The following is an 18,226-nucleotide window of genomic DNA, read 5'->3' as shown; positions in this document are numbered from 1 at the left end:
ATTCGGGAAACGCGCCAGTCCCAAAATCTGTATCGCCGATATTCCCCTTCAAGGGTTTCCAGAGGGCGGCGGCCCTTCTAAGGGCGCGGGACAGCGTCCCGCATACCCGGGCGTCAGGGCGCGAAATGTTCTGGATCGCCGGCCATCCATGCCGCTGCCGCCACGTCGCCGCCAGAAGGTAAAAGCCTGTCGGGTGTCAGCACCCAGGACGCGATATCCCCCGTGGCGTTGCGCCCGTTACGGTCGCGCAGAAGCAGATGATGCCCGCCCGGTATCAGATCGCGACGGGCCGAATGCGGCAGTTGTCTCCAGAAAGTGGCCATCGGCGGGGCAGGGATCATCTGGTCCTGATCGCCATAGAGCACGAGCAGGGGAAGGCGCACGCGGGGGGCGGCGTCCTGCCCGCTGGTCATCAGCTGCACGAGGCCGCGCAAGGTATCAAGCCGAAAGCCGTGCATGGTGAGCGGGTCGAAATAGAGGCGCCTCAGGGCCGCCAGATTATTGGTGGCGATATGCTCGCCCGGTACATGCGCGCCGGTGAAAACCCAGTTGGGAGCGATGATATCCAGCCCTCCGAGTACAAGCCGCGAGAGCGGATCGAAACGCCAGATAGCGGGAGAAATCAGAATGACACCGCTGATCGTGTCTGGTGGCGGGGCGGTGGCCAGCAGGGTCGCGACGGCACCACCCATGCTCTCACCCATGATATAAAGCGGGATGCCGGGATTTCGGGCATGCACCCATATCGCCTCTTCACGGGCATCCTGCACCATGCGTGCCGTGCTGCTCCAGGCGCCGCGGCTGCGCGTTTCGCCAAAGCCGCGCAGATCGGGAGCCATGGTCTCTATGCCCGCAGCAGCCAGCTGGGGGGCCGAAAACTCCCAGGCGTCGCGACTATCGCCAAAACCATGCAGAGCCAGAATGACGGCGCGGGGCCGACCGATTGCGGGCCAGACGCGCATGGGCGCGATATCCCCGTCGGAAAGGGCAAGATGCAGCGTGGCAGGAATGAGCGCTGCTTCCTGCAAGCGGGGTTGCGGTGCCCTCGCCGGTTTGGGAGAGGCGCACGCGACGAGCAGCGACAGACCGAAAACCATCGCGAAGCTGCGCCATGAACTGGGCCTGAATGCGCGGCAGCGGTTTGAATGCGGACGGAACTCTCGTATCATTGGCAGAGTATTGCGTCCTCCGGGCGCGCTGGCCAGAGCGCGGTAACAAAGACTGCTTTCAGGCCAGACCCATTCAGGAGACGCGCTTCTTGTTGACCTCATTCCGATCGGTTGCCGCATGAGCACTACGCCCCATCTCGTTCTCGTCGATGGCTCGGGCTTCATTTTCCGTGCCTTTCATGCGCTGCCCCCCATGAGCAGCCCTGCAGGCGTGCCGGTCAATGCAGTGTTCGGCTTCACCAACATGCTCCAGCGCCTGCTGCGCGATCATGTCGGCACGCATCTGGCCGTTATTTTCGATGCGGGGCGTCATACCTTCCGCAACGAGATCTATCCGCAATACAAGGCTCACCGCCCCGAGGCGCCGGAAGACCTGCGCCCGCAGTTTTCGCTCATTCGCGACGCAACAAAAGCGTTCAACGTGCCCATGATCGAATTGCCGGGTTTCGAAGCCGATGACCTGATTGCGTCCTATGCCGACATCATCGAAAAAACAGGCGGGCGCTGTACCATCGTGTCGTCAGACAAGGATCTGATGCAGCTCGTGACCGAGCGTGTGTCCCTGCTCGATCCGATCAAGCAGAAGCCGATCCGGTCAGAAGAGGTTGAGGCCAAGTTCGGCGTGGCGCCTGATCGTGTGATCGACGTCCAGGCGCTTATGGGCGACCCCACCGATAACGTGCCTGGCGTGCCCGGAATCGGCCCGAAGGGGGCCGCACAACTCGTTCAGGAATTCGGCGATCTCGAGGCCATTCTGGCTGCTGCGCCGACCATGAAAAAATCCAAGCGCCAGCAATCGCTCATCGACCATGCCGAGGCTGCCCGTATCTCGCTCAAGCTGGTCACCCTCGCGCGTGATGTCCCGCTGCCAGAGCCGGTCGAGGCTCTCGGGTGCCGTGAGCCTGAAGGCGCGGTGCTGCGCGATTTCCTTGAAAAGATGGGGTTCCATTCGGTCATCCAGCGCATGGGTCTCGGGGCGCTCGCCACACCGCGTGCCCAGGCCGCGCCAGAGCCGGTGGCTGAGGGTGACAAGCCCTATGGCCCCTATGAGACCATCCAGTCTCTCGAAACGCTCGAAACCTGGATCGCGCGTGCGCGCAAGACCGGCTATTTCGCGTTCGATACCGAAACGGACAGTCTGAATGCCCGTCAGGCCACGCTGATTGGTCTTTCTCTGGCCACTGCACCGGGCGAGGCCGCCTATGTCCCGCTGCGCCATGAGGGCACGCTGGAGCATCCTGCTGGCGGGCAGCTTGAAGTGGAAGCGGTCCTTGATGCCTTGCGTCCTCTTCTGGCTGATGAATCGGTGCTGAAGATCTTCCAGAACGCCAAATACGACCTGCTTGTTCTGGCTCATGCAGGCATCGACACCATCACCCCTGTCGATGACACGATGCTTATCTCCTACGCCCAGTCGGCAGGGGAACATGGTCAGGGCATGGATGAGCTGTCGCGGCTGCATCTGGCGCATGACCCGATCTCCTATGACAGCGTGACGGGCACAGGACGCAATCGCGTGCCTTTCGCCCAGGTGCCGATTGCCCGCGCTACGGAATATGCGGCCGAAGACGCCGATGTGACGCTGCGCCTGTGGCTCGCGCTCAAACCGGCCTTGCGCGAGCGTCAGGCCCTGGCGCTGTATGAGACGATGGAGCGCCCGCTCATCGCGATCCTGAAGGAGATGGAGCAGGCAGGTGTCAAGCTCGATGCTGCCGAACTGCGCCGCATGTCGGCGGATTTCGGCAGCCGCATGGCCGAGATGGAAATCGAGATCCATCAGCTTGCCGGGCGCAGCTTCAATCTCGGTTCGCCCAAGCAGCTTGGTGAAATCCTGTTCGACGAGATGAATCTGCCGGGCGGCAAGCGCACCAAGGCCGGTGCCTGGGGCACGGATTCTTCCGTGTTGCAGGAGCTTGCCGATGCCGGGCACGATCTGCCTGCACGCATTCTGTCCTGGCGTCAGCTGGCCAAGCTGAAATCGACCTATGCCGATGCGCTGGTGCAGCAGATGGATGCCCGCACTCATCGCGTTCACACCTCGTTTCAGATGGCCATCACCACGACCGGGCGCCTCTCATCGAACGACCCCAATCTGCAGAATATCCCCATCCGTACCGAGGAAGGTGGCCGCATCCGCCGCGCCTTCATTGCCGAGGAAGGCTATGTGCTGGTCTCTGCCGATTACTCCCAGATCGAGTTGCGCCTGCTCGCCGAGGTGGCCGATATCGGCCCGCTGAAGGAAGCCTTCACGCTGGGGCAGGATATCCATGCCCGTACGGCATCAGAAGTATTCAACCTGCCGCTTGAAGGCATGGACCCGCTGACCCGTCGTCGCGCAAAGGCCATCAATTTCGGCATCATCTATGGCATTTCCGCTTTCGGTCTGGCGCGTCAGCTCGGCATTCCGGCTGGAGAGGCCCGTCGTTACATCGACGCCTATTTCGCCCGTTATCCCGGTATCCGTGACTACATGGACCGCACCAAGGACGACGCCAAGCGCGACGGCTATGTCACAACACCGCTGGGGCGCCGCTGCTACGTGCCCGGCATCAATGAGAAGAATGGCGCCCGACGCGGCTATGCCGAGCGTCAGGCCATCAACGCGCCGCTTCAGGGCGGGGCGGCCGATATCATCAAACGCGCCATGGTGCGCCTGGGCGCGCGCTTGCCACAGACTGGGCTGGACGCCAGAATGCTGCTCCAGGTGCATGACGAGTTGCTGTTCGAGGTCCGTGCCGATCAGGCCGAAGCTCTGGCAGAATTCGTACGCACCGAAATGGAACAAGCCGCGACACTGAGTGTGCCGCTGGTTGTGGAAACAGGTATTGGCGCAAACTGGGCGGACGCACATTAAACAATGAACAACAGCAAAACTTCCCGTACGAGATGGACTGCCCCGCGCATTGCCGTTGTCGTTCTCATTCTCGCGGCTGCCCTGAGCTGGAGCGGCTATCGTCTCTCCGTCAAATTCGGGGGAAGCGTCTCGACGCAGGGCAATGAGATCGGTGGCAGTTATCGCCTCGTGGCGCTGGGTGAGGGCAACGTCACCGAAGGCGACTTCAGGGGAAGCTGGGTCATGGTCTGGTTTTTCGACACGCATTGCCCGAAGACACTCTGCGGCCCTGTGCTGAAATCCATGAGCGATGCCAAGAAGGCGCTGGCGAGCGAGGGGATCAAGACGGCCCCTCTGGCAATTACCCTAGACCCGCTGCATGACGAGTCTGAAGAACTCAAGAAATATGCCCTGACGCTGGGTGATCATGTGGTGCCGCTCACGGGCTCACCGAGCATGATCGAACAGGTGGCGAAAGAATTCCACGCTCCCAATGAGCTCGTGAAAGGCGATGACGGTACAAGCTATCACGTGCCTGCCCCGCGTATCGTGATCATGGACCCTCAGGGGCGCTATGCCGGGACCATTGAGTCCACGGCGGGCACAGAGGCGCTCGTGACAGGCATTCATCAGTTCGCGCATCGTGGCTGAATGAGCGCGCGGCGTTTCCGGTTTTCGGGCAGAAGCGGCGCGGTCTTTCTCGCCGCCTCGCTGTCGGTTGTCTCTGCCGGAAATGCGCTCGCCGAGCCTGACCCGGCAAACGGGCGCACTACTGGCAGCCCGCATCGTGGCGGCACTTTGCATCTGACCGCCGATGCGTCCGGGGGCACGCTCGACCCACAGATCAATTATACCAGCGAATATATCCAGCTTTTCGTGAACATGTATGACGGGCTGGTGACCTATCGCCAGGCCGATGGCGCGAAGGGGCTCGAGGTCGTGCCCGATCTGGCGGAGGCCCTGCCGGAAGTCAGCGCCGACGGGCTGGTCTGGGTGTTTACCCTGCGTGAAGGGCTGCGTTTTTCCAATGGCGCGCGCGTCACGGTCGAAGATGTCGTCGCATCGCTCAAACGCCTCTATCGCGTTGGCAGCCCGACAGCGTCTTCGTTTTATGGTGCGATCATCGGCGCCAAAGCCTGCCTGACCGATCCGGCCCATTGCGCGCTCGAAGGGGTCAGTGCCGATGCGGTGACACGCCGCATCACGATCCGTCTTAGCGCCCCCGATGGTGAATTTCTGCAAAAACTCGCTTTTCCCCATGCGGTCATTCTGCCCGCAGGGGTCCCACCGACCGAGTCAGCCCTTACGCCCTTGCCGGGTACTGGTCCCTATCGCATCACGCATTACGATCCGTCGCATCAGCTCGTGATCGAGCGCAATCCGTATTTCCATGTGTGGAATCCTCAGGCCCAGAGCGAGGGTTATGTTGATCGCTTGGTCTATGATTTCGGTCTGTCAGACGAGGCAGAGGTCACTGCGGTCGAGCAGGGGCAGTATGATTCCATGCTCGATGCCAAACCTCAGGACAGGCTGGGCGAACTTGGCGCGCGCTATACCGATCAGGTCCATCTGCAACCACTGCTCGGTCTCTATTATCTCGCGCTTAATGTGCACGAAGCCCCTTTTGACTCGCTGGAGGTACGACAGGCGATCAATCATGCGGTCGATCGCCATGCCATGGCCATTCTCTATGGCGGCAGTGCAATTGCTGAGCCGCTCTGCCAGATCGTGCCGCATGGTATTGCGGGCGCGGATATTCCCTGTCGCTTCGGTCAGATAGACCCATCAGGCGCGTGGCAAGGGCCGGACATGGATCGTGCCCGCGCACTCATTCGCAAGAGCGGTCAGGCGGGGCGGCGCGTCACGCTGATCGTGCCCAATCAGGCAATCGGTCTGGGTATGGGGGTCTATCTGCGCAACATGCTGCAGAGCCTCGGCTTTGTCGCGAGCGTAAGGCCCATGACGCCGGAAACGGCAGAAGGTTATGCGCGCAATTCGGATAATCATGTCCAGATCAGTCTGTCCTATTGGTACGCCGATTATCCGTCGCCCTCGACCTTTCTCGACGCGCTTTTGGGCTGTGACAATGCCCGGCTGCACACCGAAAGCGCGACCAATGCCAGTGGCTTCTGCTATCCGCCTTTGCAATCGCTGATGGAGCGCGCACGCAAAAGCCTCGATCCTGAACTGACCAGATCACTGTGGGAGCAGGCCGGAATCATGGCGATGGACCAGAGCGCGCTCGTTCCGCTCATCCAGATGCGTTATGTCGATTTCGTTTCGAAGCGCCTCGGCAATTACCATTATTCGCTGCTCAACCACATGCTGCTCTCGCAGATCTGGGTGCAGTGAAAAAACCGCTTTAAGAACCCGCAGGAGAGGCGCGCCAGCGGGCGAAACCAGCGAGCAGCAGCCGGTCGAGCGGACGCGAATAGACGCGCTCGACAATGCTGCCCAGCGCAAAAGCCACAAGCAGAACCGGCAGGAACAGCACCCAGCCCCAACGGGCGGGGAGAGCCAGACCATGCGCTATCCCCACAACCGGCAAAATGACAAACATATGGGTCAGGTAGATTTCATAGCTGCGTTGCCCCCAGCGACGTAACCATAGCGTTCCCTTTTGCGTTGTCCGGGCGCCCCAGCCACGGGCAAAAGCCCAGACGGCAAGGGCGATGGCGCTGTTGAAGAAAAGCGCTGTTCCCCAGGATAGAACTGGCCAGATCAGCCCGCCCCAGAACAGGTAGGCAGTCATTCCTGCCAGCCCGCCCCATCCGGCCAGAGCCGTGAGGAGGCCGTGCTCATTGCGCGGCGCATGGTGCAGGAGAAGGGCTGCAACGATGCCTGTTGCAATGGCACAGACACCCGGTCCATAGGCTTTTTCCTGCCAGATTTCGGATGCGTGGCGTAAAGACCAGTCGCACCAAGGGGCAGCGAGCGCGAGCGCAATGGCGCAGAGCAGCAGACCGTGGCGTTGCCTGCCCAGCATAAGGCAGAGAAACGGAAACACGACATAAAAGGCTTCCTCTACCGAAAGCGACCAGAGCACGTCCCAGCATGCCGGCAGATAGCCCAGCTTGGCCTCATAGACATTCAGATGCATGAGCAGCGCAGATATGAGGGCAGCGGGAAGTCTCTGCTCTGGCGTTTGCGGTGTAAAGCCCGGAACGCCCAGCTCCCACAGAAGGGAGGCAATGACGATAAGCCCAAGCAGGCAGGGCAGAATTCGTGCGGCGCGGCGGCACATGAAGCTCGCCAGATCGAGGCGCGCCGGGCCTCCCCAGCGCAACATCATACTGCGCGTGATGAGAAAACCGGAGATGACGAAAAACACCGTGACCCCTTTGGGTCCATCCCAGGTAAGCGCCCGCAGGAAACGCTCGGGCAGAACACGAGATAGATCGGTGTGATATAACGGAAAACGCAGTGCCAGATGGTGAATCACGACCAGAAGAATGGCCATGCCGCGCAGGCAATCGATACCGTCATTGCGCCGGATGACTTTGCTTGGCGCATCGCGACCAGTGGCAACAATACTGGAATTCATGAAAATGTAGATGCCTTGACCGGAAAGAACCAGTCATTTCTTGCGCGCAATCATGGCTTCAGCATGGCTGGGCAGCACATCATCCATCGTCAGGAGGAGGCACGAGGACGGATGAGCACTGGCGGGTGAAACTGTTTCCGTAACATCAAAACAACGTGAAAAGTGTTTTATATAACAGGCTTGATGTTACTCTGGCCATGTCGTCGATTCCATCGCGACGACACGGAGAACAGGATGATGCAGCCAACGCTCATGGCGGTGTTCGACACCGCCCGTCATGCCCAGATCGCTGTCGATGACCTTCTGGTGTGCGACATTCCGTCAGAATCAATTCATCAATACCGGCTGGCCATGGGGGTCGAGCCGGATTCTGCCATAACGCTCGAAAACGAGGTCCATCGACCTTTCGGGGCCTGGGCATGGCTTATCAATGACCACCCCCCACCGGCAGCGCTTCGTCGACAGCAGGCAGCGCTCTACCGTGAGAGCCAGAGCCGCAACGAGCCAATGGTCGTGACGATTGCCGTCTCGACGCTGACAGAAAGCCGGATCAGGAAAATTCTTGGAGATCACGCCCCCCTTCGCGTGACCATGCATTAACGCCTTGCCGGGCCGTGAGAAAACCTCGAACGGCCTGAACTTGTCGGATCATTCAAGCAGGTTCTCGCTGATTGTGAGGCGAGAACAACCCCTCTGAGGAGAAGTCACATGCGGACACGTCGCCTGAGAAAGAAAGCCAAATGGACCCGTCGCAACCTGAGCCCCAGGGCATTGTCCAAATAACCGGCGCGCCCGTTTTCCTGCGGGCGAGCCAGACAAGAAAGTGCCTTTGCCGCGCCTGTCATGCCACAGACGCGGCTTTTGGTTGCCGGCCTGATATCAGAGGCCGATATCGCGCCTGAAAATGCCGTCTTCCCATTCGATAGCCGCAACGCCTTCATAGGCACGCGCGCGGGCCTGTACTGCGGTTTCGGCCTTGGCGCATACGGTCAGAACGCGTCCGCCAGAGGCGACGAGCACGCCGTCACGCAAGGCTGTGCCTGCCTGAAAGACCGAAACGCCGGGCACGGCTTCGGCGCGCTCGATGCCACGAATGGCGCCGCCCTTGACCGGTGTGCCCGGATAGCCGCGTGCGGCAAGAACGATCGATATCGAGGCCTCGTCGGTAAAGCGGATCGACGCATTATCGAGCCGTCCTTCCGCAAGCGCCTTGAGAACCGGCAGAAGGTCGGAGTCGAGACGGATCAGCAGCGCCTGCGCCTCCGGATCGCCGAAACGCACATTATATTCGATCAGCTTCGGGCCTGCGTCGGTCAGCATCAGCCCGGCGAAAATGATTCCGCGAAATGGCGTGCCGCGACGGACCATCTCGGCCAGCATCGGGCGTACCATGATATCGAGCGCCTGTTCCTGCGCCTCACGGTCGAAATGGGGCGGCGGTGAAATCGCGCCCATACCTCCGGTATTCGGCCCGGTATCCCCTTCACCGATACGCTTGTGATCGCGCGCCGCACCGATCAGCACAGCCTCGCTATCCGAGCAGAACGCGAAGAGCGAGACTTCCTGACCGACGAGGCATTCCTCGATCACGATGCTGGCGCCAGCTTCGCCAAAGCTGCGATCGGTCAGAATATCAATGATCGCAGCCTCGGCCTCTTCGAGCGTCTGGGCCACAATCACCCCTTTGCCCGCAGCCAGACCATCGGCCTTGATCACGATAGGCGCACCGCGGCGGCGAACGAAAGCGAGGGCAGGCTCGGCTTCCTCAAACCGTTCCCAGCGCGCAGTCGGGATGCCCGCGGCGTCGGCGACATCCTTGGTAAAGCTCTTGCTGCCCTCAAGCGCACTGGCCGCCTGGCTCGGGCCCGCGCAGGCAATACCTGCCTCGATGCAAAGATCGGTCAGCCCGGCGACGAGCGGCGCTTCCGGGCCGGGCACGACGAGATCGATTCGCTGCTCTTTTGCAAAGGCGACAAGGGCCGCGACATCATCGGCGGCAATCGGCACCAGCGTACCGAGGGGCGCCATACCCGGATTACCGGGGGCGATGAACAGCGCCTCAAGCTCGGGAGAGCGGGAGAGGCAGGCCGCCAGAGCATGTTCGCGTCCGCCTGATCCGACAAGTAACACCCGCATCGTCATTCTTCCTGTTCTGACTGGTCGTAGCCCGCGTTCCGTAGCATAGACTGCGCTCATGAGCGAAAACGATCAGAGCGCGAGCGGCAACGTTCCCGAATATTCGGTCAGTGAAATCTCGGGGGCGATCAAGCGCATCCTCGAGGGCAGCTTTGGCCGCGTGCGCGTGCGTGGCGAGATTACCGAGCTCAAACGCTATCCGTCGGGCCATGTCTATCTTTCGCTGAAAGATCAGGGCGGCAAGATTTCCGGTGTCATCTGGCGCGGGTCAGTCTCACGTCTCGGCATCGTGCCTGAGAATGGCATCGAGGTGATCGCCACCGGGCGTGTCTCGGCCTATGGCGATCGCTCAAGCTATCAGCTCGTCATCGACCAGATGAGCTTTGCCGGTGAGGGCGCGCTTCTCGCAAAAATCGAGAAACTGCGGCAGAAGCTTCTGGCAGAGGGGCTTTTCGACCCCGAGCGCAAAAAGAAAATTCCGTTCCTCCCGGAGCTGATCGGCCTCGTGACGTCGAGCCGTGGCGCCGTGCTGCACGACATCCTGACCACGCTTTCGCGTCGTTTCCCGCGTTCGGTGCTGGTGTGGCCCGTCGCGGTGCAGGGTGAGGGGGCAGCGGCCCAGATTGCCTCGGCCATTGCCGGGTTTTCGACCCTGCCGCAAAGGCCCGATCTGCTGATCGTGGCGCGTGGTGGCGGCTCCCTCGAAGACCTGATGGCCTTCAATGAGGAAAATGTGCTGCGCGCCGTCGCAGCCTGCCCCATACCGCTCATCTCTGCGGTGGGTCATGAAACCGATACGACCCTCATCGACTATGTTTCCGACCAGCGCGCGCCCACGCCCACAGCGGCCGCCGAGATGGCGGTGCCTTTGCGCTCGGAGATGATTGCCGATCTCGCGCATCGTGGCGCGCGTCTGGCCGGGGGGCTGTCGCGCCATTTGCAACTGGCCCGGGCGCACACCGAGCAGGTGACAGCAAGACTGCCCGATCTGCCGAGCCTGCTCGACACCGCCCGTTTCAGACTCGATGAACGCGGCCAGCGTCTGGAGCTTGCCCTGCCGATGGTGGCTTCGCGCGCACGACAGAAACTGATGGGGCTCGAAGCGCGGATGCCCTCTGCTGCCCATTTTCTGGGGCAGAAACAGGCCGGGCTCGGTCTGGCCAGCGCTGCCTTGGCCGCAGGAATACGGCACAGAATGCAGCAGGAGCGGGCTGGCTTTGTGCATGCAAGGCTCGGCACCGAGACGCTCATCGCCCGTATCGGGCTTGATCGCGCAAGATTAACCGGCATTGCCGGTCGGCTTGAGGCGGTTTCACCAGAGGCCGTCTTGGCGCGAGGCTATGCCTTGGTGCAGGATGCTCGCGGAAAACCGGTGACGACAGCCTCTGGGCGACCACGCGGCGGCGCAATTACCCTGCGCTTTGCCGATGGCACCCGTCAGGGACGGCTCGACCCTCTGGGTACGGAAAAGGAAGAACAGGGGGATCTCGGGTTATGAACCGTTTCTATCGCACCGGCCTTGGCGCCGGATTTCTGGGCCTTGCCCTGCTCTCAGGCTGCGCCGAACCCAGCCAGCCCCAGCCTGTGGCACAGGTGCCCACCCGCCAGCCCCCGCAGGATTTTGCGCCGGGCATGACGACTGAGACGCCGCCAGCCAATGAGGCGCAACTGACCAATGATCCTTCCGCGCCGACCAACACGCCCCTTTGTGGCGCGGTGCAGCAGGAAACCAACCGCATGGGCGGACAGGTCTTTCCTGACGGGATCAGCTCTGGCAGCACCTGCCCGCAAAACGCCTGTTTCAACCCTCTGACAGGCACCTATATTGCGGCAACGGGCGCGCCGAGCGTCTGCCGCTAGGGCGTCTGTCATCCGCCTGACCGGGGCGAGGCAGGCAGCGTCTCGTTGAAGAATGCCACCAGTGCCGCGTTGAACCGCTCATGAAAGCGGGTCCGGTCGAATGAGGCTGCGCTTTGACAGATCGGAAGCGTCTCAAGGCCGGGGCGGCAGGGTGCAAGAAAATCGAAATGTCCTGCCCCTTCCACGAGATGGATTGCGGGATGGCCGGGCAAGGCATCGCGCACGGGTTCGACCGAGCCGGGTTCGGGCAGGATACGATCATTCTGTGCCTGCCATAGCTGGATCGGCTGACGCAGTCCTGCCAATGCCTGAGGACTCATTGTGAAGCCGAGAGCCGGTGCTGCGATGACGGCAGCCCTGATGCGTCGATCGGTCAGATGGGGCAGAGGGCCATTTATCGGTGTTTTCTGGTGGGCAATCATCGCGCATGTAAAACTGTCTGGATGCGCTGCGCACCATGGCGTCAGGCGTGAAAGGTCCGGCTTCGCGCCCAGCGCAAGCAACACTGTCAATCCGCCCGCCGAAAAGCCGAAAGCCCCGATCCTGTTGCTGTCCAGCTTCGCGGCCCCAGACCATTGCGACAGCACATAATCGAGCGCTGCACTGAGAGCATGCGTTCTGCCGGACAGGTCGGTGACACGTGACTGATCGCGCCAGTTATCCCCCGGTTCGGTGAGTGCCACCACCACATAGCCAGAAGCAGCCAGTTGCGTGGCGGTATCGAGATGGCTCGTCCAGGACCCACCTGTGCCGTGAGAAATGACGATCAGCGGTCTATGTTGTCCCGTGAGGGGACCGTCAGCGATGCAGTCCTGCTCATAGGGGCCGAGGTTCTGGTGCGTGACTGTGCCGGTGCTCGGATACCATAGGCCAAGCTCAAGCCCGTCATGTGTCACGATATGCTGGCAACCGACTGGAGCGCCCAGAGCCTGATCTGAGATGATGGGTATGGTAAGAAGCGAGAGGCATAAAACGAGGCGGGACAAGGGCGACATCGTGGCTGGACTCCTGAGAGGGGAATGCCCAGAAAACCTCTGGAGACGCTGATGCCCAGCGTCATTTCGCGAATGGGCGAGTGGGCATATCCGTATGCGGCGCAGCGGCGTCTCCCTGCAGGCGCAGGACATTCATTTCGTAAGAGGGCGTTGATTTGCATCAGGCTGCGCAGAATGAGACAGCTCACCCACAGGAAGCGTTCAGGCGCTTGCCCGGGCGCGGCTTTGTGCTCAGGAGTGCCCTGATCGTCGTGGCGGTCGGTATCTTTCTGGGGCTGCTCGGCCCCTATGGCAGCTATCTCAATCCGGGTCTGGTTGCGCGTATCCTTTACTGGTCATGCTGCGCGCTTATCGGCCTTGGTCTTTATGCCGGTCCGGTTTTGCTGATGCGCTGCCTCGGGGTCGCATGGCATGGCCTAAAATTCTGGGTCGGCATGACCGGCCTCGTGATGGTGTTGAGCCTGCTTCAGACACTGATCACGCGTGATCTGGCTCTGTCGGTCTGGCCGGGTCTGTCGCCCCGTCTGCCCGGATGGGGACAATGGTATGGGCAGGTCCTGCTGATCGCCTGGCCGTCTGTCGTGCTCGTGACGCTTGCCCTTCGCTATCGAAACAGGTCAGCTGCTATCGCGGAGGTGGCTGTAGGGCAGGGCGTCCCGGCATTGGTCGGGAATGAGACACCACCCATCAGGCTTGCCGACGACTATCCGCGACCGGAGACGATTTTCGCCCTGCAGATGGAAGACCATTACATACGCTGCCATCAGCGCGAGGGGTCACGTCTGGTACACGGCGTATTTCGCGAGGCGCTGTTGCGTCAGTCAGGCTGTGCTGGTCTGCAGGTCCATCGTTCATGGTGGGTGGCCCGCAAGGCCGTTGCTGGATGGGAAGGAACACCACGGGCGCTGCGTCTTATCCTTATCAATGGCGATCGCGTTCCTGTCTCACGCGCTCATGTGGCGAAACTGCGCGAAGCTGGCTGGCTCGAAACGTCCTGAACACCGGGCGGTAAGGCTCTCTGGTTGTCTGGAGTTGGTACCCGGTCGATCTGATCGCCCGTCAGTCAGGGAGACTTCCTTAGGCAACGCCAGATGATGATCCTGACCGCGTGACAACGATGATGACGTGCATCGCTCCGGTGATGAGAGAAATGGGCTGCCCTGGAAAAATCCTTCCTCAACCGGGTCAGGCGCTTGCGGAGATTTCGCTCTTGCGCGGAAAAAACAGCCCGGCAGCGCAGATCGCATTTCTGAAGCAGGGGGAGCAGGCGGCTGGTCACGTTTGACGGGCACAAGGCAGGGTATTCTGCCTGTCTCGGCGGTGATCGTGCATAAAAAAACGGGGCGGTGTGAGCCGCCCCGTTTTTCATGCACTCAGATGAGCAGCGTTGGGATCAACGCTTCCACCAGCCTGTGCGCGGCTTGGCCGGAGCAACGTCATCGACATTGATCGGCTGCACCACAGGCTCTTCAGCCTTCGGCTTGGCCTTAGCTGCGCGCGTCCTGGCAGCAGGGGCCTTGGCTTCGGTTGCCGGAGCAGCTGCGGCCTCTTCTGCCTTGCGCGACGTGCGGCCACGACGGGGCTTCGGGGCTTCGGGCTCGCTCACCACGGCAGTCGGGGCGAGCTGAGCGGCTGCCGACTCACCTGATGCTTCGGCGATCTCGGCTGCTACCGGTGTCTTGCGCGGGCGACCGCGACGACGGGGAGCAGGCTTGTCCTGATCGGCCTCGGCAACAGCAACCGGTTCCGGCACGGGGGCTGCGTCGATAGCGGTCGGCTCAGTAGGAGCAGGTTCCGCGATTTCGGCAGCCACAGGCTTGCGACGAGGGCGCGAACGGCTCTTGCGACCCTCATTCTCGACGCCATGACGCGAGGTTTCTGCCTGTGCAGCGACCGGTGCTGCAACGGCGGAGCCCTCTGCCTCGTCTTTGGGCTCGACCGCGAGGGTCGGCTTCGGCTCGTTGTTGAGGGCAGATGGCGCACCCAGACGCGATTCAGCCTGTTCGATCATGTCGAAAATGTCGAACGACCCGCCACCGAACGGATTGGCAGGTGTCGGTCCCACCCAGCGGTTTTCATGCCGCTCGGCAGGTGTACGACGCTCGTCGTCATGACGCGCCTCGCGAGCCGGCTCTGCCTGGGGGCGTTCAGCCTGAGCGCGCTCATTCTGGCCGCGCTCGTCACGTGACACGCGACGTGTGCGCATCCGGCGGCGTCCGGGAACGATCAGGGCTTCAGCATCGCTGCTTCCCTGCGCTTCCCAAGTGCTTTCTTCAGCGGCGGCCTCGTGCGGTGCTTCTTCACCCTCATCGTTGGCACCGTTATCCGACGCATTCTGGGTATCGCGAGTGTCGTCCGAACGACGGCCATTGCGACGACGACGGCGACGGCGACGGCGGCCACCATCTTCCCTCGTTCCCTCTTCACGCGGTGCGGCGTCGCGGGTTTCTTCTGCCTCTACGACATTGTCGAAACCCTGTTCGATCTCGTCATCCTGCGTGACGGTTTCGACCGAAGGCGTTGGGGCTTCAATTTGGTGCCTCTGGGCAGGGCGTGCTTCGGCAGGAACCTGCGGACGCAGGCGCTCTATACGCAGATCGGCAGGCGTCAGGCTGTCATCCGGCTGGAATGACACATGCATGCGATGACGCTGTTCGATTTCGCCCAGCCACTCGCGCTTGTTGTTGAGGATATAGAGCGCGGTGCCCGAGGTGATGTGAACGCAGATCTCGGCAGCCTTCTGCTTCAGACCCTCTTCGTCAACCGCACGCAGAACGTGCAGGGCAGCACTCTCGACGCCGCGCACATGGCCAGTGCCCTGGCAATGCGGGCAGGGAACCAGAACGGCTTCTGCAATCGAAGGACGCAGACGCTGGCGCGACATTTCCAGCAGGCCGAAATGCGAGATCTGGCCGATCTGGATGCGGGCGCGATCGCTGCGCAGTGCATCCTTGAGGCGCTTCTCGACCATGGAATTATGCTTGCGGCTTTCCATGTCGATGAAGTCGATGACGACCAGACCGGCAAGATCACGCAGGCGCAGCTGACGGGCGACTTCCTCAGCAGCTTCGAGGTTGGTCCGGACTGCCGTATCCTCGATATTGCGCTGGCCCGTCGAGCGGCCGGAGTTCACATCGATGGAGACAAGCGCTTCCGTCTGGTTGATGACCAGATAGCCGCCGGATTTGAGCTGGGCCGTGGGCGAGGCGATCGCGTCGAGATGACCCTCGACATGATAGCGACCAAACAGGCTCTGGGTCTGGTCGCGCCAGAGTTTAACCTTGCTGGCGTTATGCGGCATCAGAAGACGCATGAATTCACGTGCGTTCTTCCAGGCCGGTTCGCCATCGATGATGATTTCTTCGATATCCTTGCTGAACAGGTCGCGAATAGCGCGCTTGATCAGATTGGCTTCTTCGTAAATCAGCGTGGGGGCGACAGAAGACAGCGTGTGGTTGCGGATATCGTCCCAGAGCTGCAGCAGATACTCGCAGTCGCGGGTGATTTCTGGCCCCGGGCGCTGGGCACCAGCGGTACGTACGATCATGGCCATGCCACGCGGCAGGTCGAGCTCGGCGATGATGTCGCGCAGGCGCTTGCGATCGCTGTCCGACGTGATCTTGCGCGATACGCCGCCGCCACGCAGGGCGTTGGGCATCAGCACGCAATAGCGGCCCGCGAGCGATACATAGGTGGTGAGCGCCGCACCCTTGTTGCCGCGCTCTTCCTTGACGACCTGAACGAGCAGGATCTGGCGGCGGCGAATGACTTCCTGGATCTTGTAATTGCGCAGGAAGCGGGCCGTGCGACGGGCGGCTGCGCCTTCATCGCCCGTATCATGCTCACCGCCGACTGTTTCGGGGCGCGCTTCGAACTCGGCCTGATCGCCAGCTTCTGCCGTCTCGGTCTCGTCGCCGCTCTGGCTGTCGCTTTCGCTCTCGACACGCTCATCGGCACGGAGATCCTCGTCCTGAAGAGCGAGCAGCTTTTCACGATCGGCGACCGGGATCTGGAAGTAATCCGGGTGGATTTCGCTGAAGGCCAGGAAGCCATGGCGATTGCCGCCGTAATCGACGAAAGCGGCCTGAAGGCTCGGCTCGACGCGGATTACCTTGGCGAGGTAGATATTGCCCTTGATCTGCTTCTTGGACGATGTTTCGATATCATAATCTTCGAGACGATCACCATCCATGACCACCACGCGGGTTTCTTCCGCGTGAGTGGTGTCGATCAGCATACGCTTGTTCATTTAAAGGAAAACTCCGGTCGGCCCTTGTCACGCCCGGTCTCAGGCCCTGTGCAGACACAGTGGCTGTTCCGGCGCGCGCGGCAGAATGTCGAGGACGTTTGAAAGAAAAGGAGCCATCAGACCAGCGCTCGCGGAACAGCGTCGGAACCCGGGCATCACCCGATCCGGTAGTTTTCCACAAAACGAGACTGGCAGATTTCATGCGGCCCCAGCGAGTTGTCATCTGCGTCACTGGCTCGAAGACTGACCTCTCTTACAGTCCTGCGGCATGGGCCAGCGGAAGGGAGGGGGCTCTTGCAAACCATGATGACACGTGAAGCACGGCATAAAACGGGAGCGGCGGGTTGAAGAGCTAAGCCCTGTCATTAATGCCGGATCGACCGTTTCGCAATTCTTCTCCCGCAGGATGACCGAAAAACCCGCCTCGTGCAAGACTCGCAGCCCTGCCATGTTGACACCGCATTGTGATGCCAGAAAATGACCAGTCTCCGCAGTTTCCCTGCTCTCCTTGCAAGGCCGCCGTCATGTCCTTCTCTCAACCGACACGCCGTCAGATGAGCCATCTGATTGGCAGCGCTGTAGCGACGGCCACGCTTCTGCCCTGTTCGGCGGCCCTGGCAACGTCGAGGCACAAAAAGGGACATGCTCTGGCGCCCGGCAAGGCACCAGCAATCACAGGCAAGGCGGCGCAGGCCAAGCCTGTGATCATGCTCGACCCCGGTCATGGCGGTAAGGACCCCGGTGCCATCGGGGTGAGCGGTACTTATGAAAAGCATATTGCCGCGGCCGCAGCGAAAGAGCTCTATCGCCAGATCAAGGCCGCCGGGCGCTATGATGTCGTCATGACGCGCGCAGATGATCATTTCATTCCGCTGGAGGGGCGTGTCGATCTTGCCCATCGGCACAAGGCACAGCTCTTCATATCCATGCATGCCGACGCGCTGCATGATCCTGATGTGCGTGGCGCAAGCGTTTACACCCTCTCCAACGGGGCTTCCGATGCCCAGACGGCCTCGCTTGCCCAGACGGAGAACAGTGCCGACCGTTTCGCCGGGCCTGCCTTTCACGGCATGTCGTCAGAGGTTCAGGATATTCTCGCCAGTCTTGTTCATGAAGAAACGCGTCGTGGCTCCGCCCATATGGCGGCCAGTGTCGTCTCTGCCTTTCAGCCACGTATCGGCCTGCTGCGTCATCCCGCCAGGCACGCGGCGTTCGTGGTGCTGAAATCGGCTGATATCCCCTCGGTGCTCGTCGAAATGGGTTTCATGTCCAATCGTCATGATGAGGCTGCCCTGCGTCAGGGGGCGTATCGGCAACAGGTCGCCAGCGCCATGAATGCTGCAATCGATCGTTATTTTCAGGGTGCAGGCACGAATATTGCGCGATCGGGCTAGAAAATCGTCCGGTTCCGCTAGGCAAGGGGCTGGTTTGTGCAGTAAG

Annotated in this window: 13 protein-coding genes; 8 read left to right on the top strand and 5 right to left on the bottom strand. The window is 61.3% G+C overall.

Going from position 1 to position 18,226, the window contains the following annotated elements:
• Positions 1-113 precede the first annotated feature (113 nt).
• Entirely contained in the window at positions 114-1,097 is a 984-nt protein-coding gene (locus tag AAID99_RS07625; protein ID WP_498493576.1) for an alpha/beta fold hydrolase, read from the bottom strand.
• A 190-nt stretch (positions 1,098-1,287) separates the two neighbouring features.
• Between AAID99_RS07625 and polA the strand changes: the two genes are divergently transcribed.
• From polA to AAID99_RS07610, 3 genes are read left to right on the top strand one after another with little or no spacing between them, the layout of a single operon-like run.
• Complete coding sequence (polA, locus tag AAID99_RS07620) at positions 1,288-4,023, top strand: DNA polymerase I (RefSeq protein WP_498493575.1); 2,736 nt, start codon at positions 1,288-1,290, stop codon at positions 4,021-4,023.
• A gap of 3 nt (positions 4,024-4,026) precedes the next feature.
• On the top strand, positions 4,027-4,653 hold the full coding sequence (locus AAID99_RS07615; protein WP_188426000.1) for an SCO family protein: 627 nt from the start codon (positions 4,027-4,029) through the stop codon (positions 4,651-4,653).
• Complete coding sequence (locus tag AAID99_RS07610; protein WP_498493574.1) at positions 4,654-6,354, top strand: ABC transporter substrate-binding protein; 1,701 nt, start codon at positions 4,654-4,656, stop codon at positions 6,352-6,354. It begins immediately after the preceding gene.
• Positions 6,355-6,364: 10 nt separating this feature from the next.
• Here AAID99_RS07610 and AAID99_RS07605 read toward each other — a convergent pair whose 3' ends face one another.
• On the bottom strand, positions 6,365-7,546 hold the full coding sequence (locus AAID99_RS07605; RefSeq protein ID WP_498493572.1) for an acyltransferase family protein: 1,182 nt from the start codon (positions 7,544-7,546) through the stop codon (positions 6,365-6,367).
• A gap of 234 nt (positions 7,547-7,780) precedes the next feature.
• Here AAID99_RS07605 and AAID99_RS07600 point away from each other — a divergent pair, with 234 nt between their 5' ends.
• Positions 7,781-8,146: a hypothetical protein gene (locus tag AAID99_RS07600; protein ID WP_188425997.1), complete on the top strand. Its 366-nt coding sequence runs from the start codon at positions 7,781-7,783 to the stop codon at positions 8,144-8,146.
• 279 nt (positions 8,147-8,425) lie between these two features.
• Here AAID99_RS07600 and purD read toward each other — a convergent pair whose 3' ends face one another.
• Positions 8,426-9,682: a phosphoribosylamine--glycine ligase gene (gene purD, locus AAID99_RS07595; RefSeq protein WP_188425996.1), complete on the bottom strand. Its 1,257-nt coding sequence runs from the start codon at positions 9,680-9,682 to the stop codon at positions 8,426-8,428.
• Positions 9,683-9,740: 58 nt separating this feature from the next.
• Between purD and xseA the strand changes: the two genes are divergently transcribed.
• Entirely contained in the window at positions 9,741-11,180 is a 1,440-nt protein-coding gene (gene xseA / locus AAID99_RS07590; protein ID WP_498493571.1) for an exodeoxyribonuclease VII large subunit, read from the top strand.
• Entirely contained in the window at positions 11,177-11,542 is a 366-nt protein-coding gene (locus AAID99_RS07585) for a hypothetical protein (RefSeq protein ID WP_188425994.1), read from the top strand. The genes xseA and AAID99_RS07585 overlap by 4 nt, the downstream gene beginning before the upstream one ends.
• 8 nt (positions 11,543-11,550) lie before the next feature.
• Here the strand turns inward: AAID99_RS07585 and AAID99_RS07580 are convergent, their stop codons facing one another.
• Complete coding sequence (locus tag AAID99_RS07580; RefSeq protein WP_188425993.1) at positions 11,551-12,537, bottom strand: alpha/beta hydrolase family protein; 987 nt, start codon at positions 12,535-12,537, stop codon at positions 11,551-11,553.
• A 209-nt stretch (positions 12,538-12,746) separates the two neighbouring features.
• Between AAID99_RS07580 and AAID99_RS07575 the strand changes: the two genes are divergently transcribed.
• Positions 12,747-13,535, top strand: coding sequence for a LytTR family DNA-binding domain-containing protein (locus AAID99_RS07575; RefSeq protein ID WP_498493570.1), 789 nt, complete (start codon positions 12,747-12,749; stop codon positions 13,533-13,535).
• A 395-nt stretch (positions 13,536-13,930) separates the two neighbouring features.
• On the opposite strand, the gene AAID99_RS07570 is transcribed toward AAID99_RS07575, so the two are convergent.
• Positions 13,931-16,786 (bottom strand): Rne/Rng family ribonuclease, encoded by a 2,856-nt coding sequence (locus AAID99_RS07570; RefSeq protein WP_498493569.1) that lies wholly within the window; start codon positions 16,784-16,786, stop codon positions 13,931-13,933.
• Between the two features lie 554 nt (positions 16,787-17,340).
• Here AAID99_RS07570 and AAID99_RS07565 point away from each other — a divergent pair.
• Positions 17,341-18,180, top strand: a complete 840-nt coding sequence (locus tag AAID99_RS07565) for an N-acetylmuramoyl-L-alanine amidase family protein (protein WP_498494281.1) — start codon at positions 17,341-17,343, stop codon at positions 18,178-18,180.
• Positions 18,181-18,226: the final 46 nt, after the last annotated feature.

Source organism: Asaia sp. Ae19-3, from assembly GCF_059801175.1.
Note: the sequence above shows the minus strand (reverse complement) of the source record. Positions and strands in the feature narration are given on the sequence as shown.